Origin of the sequence: Achromobacter pulmonis, assembly GCF_002885955.2 — a bacterium.
In the GTDB taxonomy this organism is placed as follows: Bacteria; Pseudomonadota; Gammaproteobacteria; order Burkholderiales; family Burkholderiaceae_B; genus Achromobacter; species Achromobacter pulmonis_A.
Window position 1 is genome coordinate 6,307 of record NZ_POQS01000023.1, and the last position, 2,910, is coordinate 9,216.

Here is a 2,910-nt window from a genome sequence, read left to right on the forward strand (position 1 = left end):
AACGGCAGGTCGCGGTACTGGACGGCCATTTACTCCCCCTCGGCCACGTCGGCCCGGCCGGCCAGGGCGGCCGCCGCAATGGCCCGGCGCATGACCACGGCCAGCTGCTCGCTGGGCATGTCGGCGTACAGGCTGTACAGGCCGTCGCGGATCTCTTGTAAGCTGCCGGCGTTGGCCACCAGGCGGCGCACCGGCTCCATCAGCGCGGCCATCGCCGGCTCGGCCTCGCGCTCCAGGCGGTCGGTCATGGTGTCNGTACAGGCTGTACAGGCCGTCGCGGATCTCCTGCAGGCTGCCGGCGCTGGCCACCAGGCGGCGCACCGGCTCCATCAGCGCGGCCATGGCCGGCTCGGCCTCGCGCTCCAGGCGGTCGGCCATGGCGTCGGCGCGCAGCCGCACGCTGTCGTCGTCCTCGGCAAAGCCGAAAGGCGACGCGGCCGCCGGCGGCGGGCGGTTGTCCACTTCCCAGCCCTCGCCGTAGTGGTCCTGGACGTAGCGCAGGGTCGGGCGGTAGCCCAGGCGGGACACGCGCTCGTCGCGCTCGGACAGGCGGTTCAGATCCTCGGGCTGCTCCATCTTGCGCCACACGCGCGGCGCGGCCGCGCCGGGATAGTTCCACTCGGTCAGCCAGCGCGCGACGCCCGCGTTGAATGATTCGCACAGCACGTCGGCGTCGGCCTTGGTGATGTCGTCGCGCACGTCGCCGGCCATGTCCTCGCCGCCCAGCCGGCCCGGCGCGCTCTCGCTGGAGCCGGTATGGCCCAGGGTCACCTTGGCGATGGCGCGGTCCATCCGGTCGTACAGCTCGGTGTAGTCCGCCGTGCCCGACCTGGCCGCCTCGATCAGCTCGATGTCCATGCCATCGGGCAGCGCCACGCCCGAGTCGCTATGCACGGCCTGTAGGGCCTGTAGCAGCCGGTCCTTTTGCTGCTGGGTGGCCGAGCCGGGGTAGTGCCCCTTGGCGGTCGGCTGGCCGAACTTGTCCAGGAACACCAGCCACAGCCGCAACCCGTTGCGCTTGAAAAAGACCGGCCAGTACAGCCAGTGCCCCAGGCCCTGGCCATAGGGTTCGTCGTCGTGGTCGGCCCCGGTGGCAAACGTCCAGAACTTGCGCCCCGGCAGCAGCTCGCCGTCGGGCTGGTTGGCCGTGAGCATGCGCAGCCGGCCGGCGCCGTCAAAGCGAAAGCGCCGGCGGTTGCGCACCTTGATGGCCTCCAGCGTCACATGCCGGCCGTCGCGGCCGTACATGCACTCGCCCACGGCGTAGCCGTAGAAGACGCCGTAGTGCATGCCCATCGTGGTCTGGTCGAACTTGATGTTGTTCAGCTGCTCGCGCAGGAAGTCGGCGGCGGCCTGGTCCTGCGCGCTGGTGCCGCCCGGCTGCACATCCCAATCGGCCGATATGACCGCCAGCTGGCGCTGCTGCCAGGTGGCCTTGACCTGGTCGTCGCGCAGCAGCTCCTCGTACAGGCGCAGATCGCTATTGCCCCGGCTGCGCAGCACGGTGTCGGACGGCTGCAGCAGTTGCAGGGGCGAGACAAACCCGCGCGTGATGTCGCGGCCGTCCATCGTGGTGGCCACTTCCTGCATGATTGGTTTTTCGTTGTCCGGCTTCTCGTTCTCGGTCGCCATCTAGAACCCTCCCATATCCAGCGAGCCGCTGACGGTGCCCCAGCCGGTATCCGTGATGCGCCCCACGTCGGCCTCCACGGCGTAGCTGTTGCGCTTGACGCCAGTGCTCATAAAGTCGATTTCCCGGTCGGCGGGATTGGTGGCGGCGAAGTTCATCAGCGCGCCCGCGATGGCCCCGTCGCCGTGGCGCACCAGGTCGGCGTCCTTCAGATCCTTGCGCTCGATCTTGGGCACCATCGGGATGCCGTCGATGTACTCGACGGCGCGATGGTCATCCTCCAGCGATGCGTCGCGCGGCAGGGCGATGAAGCCGTCCTCGAACAGGCCGATGTACTTGCTCATCCACTGGCCGTACCAGGCGCGCGACAGCACTACCTCATGCACCGGCCCGCCGTAGTAGGCGCCCGTGTCCTCGTTCAGTTCGGCCCGTCCGTAGCGGTCGCCGGTGTACTCCATCAGCGTCTGGCCAGGGCCGGACGCATCGCCCGCGAAGGTCCAGCGTTCCAGCCGATCCAGCAGGAACCACAGGATCTGCTCCTGCTGCCGGGTCGGCGCGTTGGCCATTTCGACCAGGAACGGCACGTCGCGCGCCAGCTCGGTGGTGATGCGCGCCGGCTTGATGATGGAAAAGTGCCGATGCCGCGCGAAGTCCATGCCGACCGCCCAGCGCCCGGTGAAGCCTTCCATGGCGGCATCCAGCACCGGCGCCAGGTGGACCGCCATCCACTTCTCGCACCACGCCTCGCGCTCGGCCTCCGAGCGCCGGGGGAAGTCGTCATCGAACACCAGGCGCAACACCGGCCGGACCTCGGGCATGGCCCGCTCCAGCCACACGGTCGGGATGGCCGTGCCCTGGCCGTCGCGCGGGATCACGTCCAGCTCTTCGCGCATGGCCGCCTTGCGCGGGCCGTAAGCCGCGCGGATGCTCTCGTACCAGTCGCGCTTGCCCTCGGGCGTGGCCGGCCGGCCGGCCATGAAGCACACGCGCTCGTACAGGCCGTTGCCGACCGCGTCATCAAAGCCGATGCGGATCACGCCGGCCTTCTTGCCGTAGCGGCCGGCGCGAACGTCGCTTACCAGCTCGTTGAAGGCGTTTTTTTTGCCCCGGTGCGTGGACCACACGCGGATGCGCCCGCCCCAGATCAGCAGGGCCGTGGCCGACTCCAGGACGTGCGCCACGTTCTTGTGCAGGGCGGCCTCGTCGATGTTGACGAAGCCCTGTAGGCCGTGGATGTTCTCGGGCCGCGACGACAGGGCCGTGACGCGAAAGCCGCTGGC

The 2,910-nt window shown here is 69.3% G+C and carries 2 protein-coding genes; both read right to left on the minus strand.

The window, feature by feature from the left end:
- Positions 1-1,632, minus strand: a 1,632-nt coding sequence (locus C1I89_RS33245; protein WP_258231579.1) for a DUF935 domain-containing protein, incomplete at its 3' end; no start/stop codon positions are given.
- Positions 1,633-2,910 (minus strand): hypothetical protein (locus C1I89_RS33250; RefSeq protein WP_102776377.1); only part of this gene is annotated, 1,278 nt, incomplete at its 5' end.